Source organism: Microtetraspora sp. AC03309 (genome assembly GCF_020826795.1).
GTDB lineage: Bacteria > Actinomycetota > Actinomycetes > Streptosporangiales > Streptosporangiaceae > Microtetraspora > Microtetraspora glauca.
Map to the genome: position 1 here is coordinate 1 of NZ_JADDIL010000192.1, position 1,584 is coordinate 1,584.

The window sequence follows — 1,584 nt, forward strand, 5'->3', positions numbered from 1 at the left end:
CACCGATACCCGTGTATCCGTTGGCGTCCATGAATCGCAGGGCGATGATGCGGTTAAACCAGGTGTAGGCGACTTTGTCTGCGACGTGCGCCTTGCCTTTGTCCCCGCCTCCGCCAGCGGCGACTGCTTTCTCCAGACCGGCGACTGTCGTGGGGCTTTCAACTCGCTCGGGCGATCCTTGGGCGAGGACGGTTGTGATTCGCGCGGTGACTTCGCGGATCAGTTCGGTGCGGGCTGCCGTCGCGAAAGCCTTGAGTGGTGCGGTTTCCATCAGTTTGCAATCCGGTTCTGTTTGATTGCCTGCACTAGGGAGACCCGAAGTGCGGCGAGGTAGGCGTCGACGTCAGGCTCGGTTTCGATAATGGCGGGGCCTCCCGCCGCCTTAATGCTGGCGACGGCGACCGTGGGCTTCTGGGGCTTGCCGCCGGTGTCGGCGGACTTGGTGAGCTGGTCGATCAAGCCCGGATAGGTGACAGACTCGAACTGACTACCGGTCTGCTGAACGACGGCGATGAGGTTCTGACTATCGAGCGTCGACAGGAGCGTGTTCACTACGTCGACCGCCGCGTTCTGGGCATCGGCCGATGCGGCCTGGTAGAAGTGCTCCTGCAACAGACTTTCAAGCTTGATCTCGACCGCGCTCTTCACTTCTGTGCGGGCACTAGCCACTTTGTCATCAAGCAGACCCTTGAGGGTGTCCGATGCTGCTTTGAGTTGGGCCATCTTGTTGCCGCGGAAGGTATTCGGGTCAGTAAGCAGCGTCTTGACATTGTCGGCACTGCCTTCGGCGAGGTAGTCGAGGTTGCCCGCATTGGCCGTGAGCAGCGCGGTCGCCTCGTCGAAGATCTTGGCTTGCTGTCCTTTGAGGAAGGCCTTGATGGGGTCGACCAAGTCATGTTTGGCCTCAAGGAGTTCGTCGGCGGCGCTGAATTCGGCAAGGTACCAATCGGCCGGCTTGCCGATGACTTGGTCAAGAAGCGAAACGACTGCCGCGAGCTGACTGACGAACGGGTACCGACTGGTGCTGACGAGTGCGTTGAGTTCCTCACGTTTGGCTGCGAGCTTGTCTTTGCCGAACCGCGCGAGCTCAACCGGATCGCTCGGCACGGCTCCCTCATCGAAGAAGTCCGTGCAGAACTTCTTGAACGCTGCCACTTTCGCTGCGTCGTAAGCCTTTTGTGGAGCGACGACGGTATGCTGCTGCTTGGCGGTGTTTTTGATCAGGGCGGCAGCTTCGGTACGCACCACCGAGGTGGCATCGACACTGAGGGCAATCTTTCCGGTCCCGACCAGCCAGCCCAGCACGACTTCGATCGAGCCGAGGTTCCAGCCGTATGGCTTTGCCTCGAAGCGGCCGACGATCTTCTTGACTGTCACCTGCTCGCCGAGATTGGTCTGGGAGATGATCCACGACTCCATTTCGGCCCCCGGCGATGTCAATGTCGAAAAGTTCTCGACACCAAACAGGCCTTGGTCGTTCTGAACGGCTCCAGCGACCTGCTGCTCCGAAAAAGCCTTGCCGCCAAGAAGTCCCAAACTTGTGTAAGTGCGGCTGACGAGTTCTTGGAAGCCGTCAGATACACG

General features: G+C 59.8%; 1 protein-coding gene and 1 pseudogene. Both read right to left on the minus strand.

The window, feature by feature from the left end:
* The coding region (locus tag IMZ11_RS42215) for a BREX-1 system adenine-specific DNA-methyltransferase PglX (RefSeq protein ID WP_228649142.1) at positions 1 to 271 on the minus strand (271 nt) is incomplete at its 3' end.
* Positions 271 to 1,584 (minus strand): annotated as a pseudogene (locus tag IMZ11_RS42220) (BREX system P-loop protein BrxC); the annotation flags it as partial. The pseudogene IMZ11_RS42220 and the gene IMZ11_RS42215, both read right to left, overlap by 1 nt.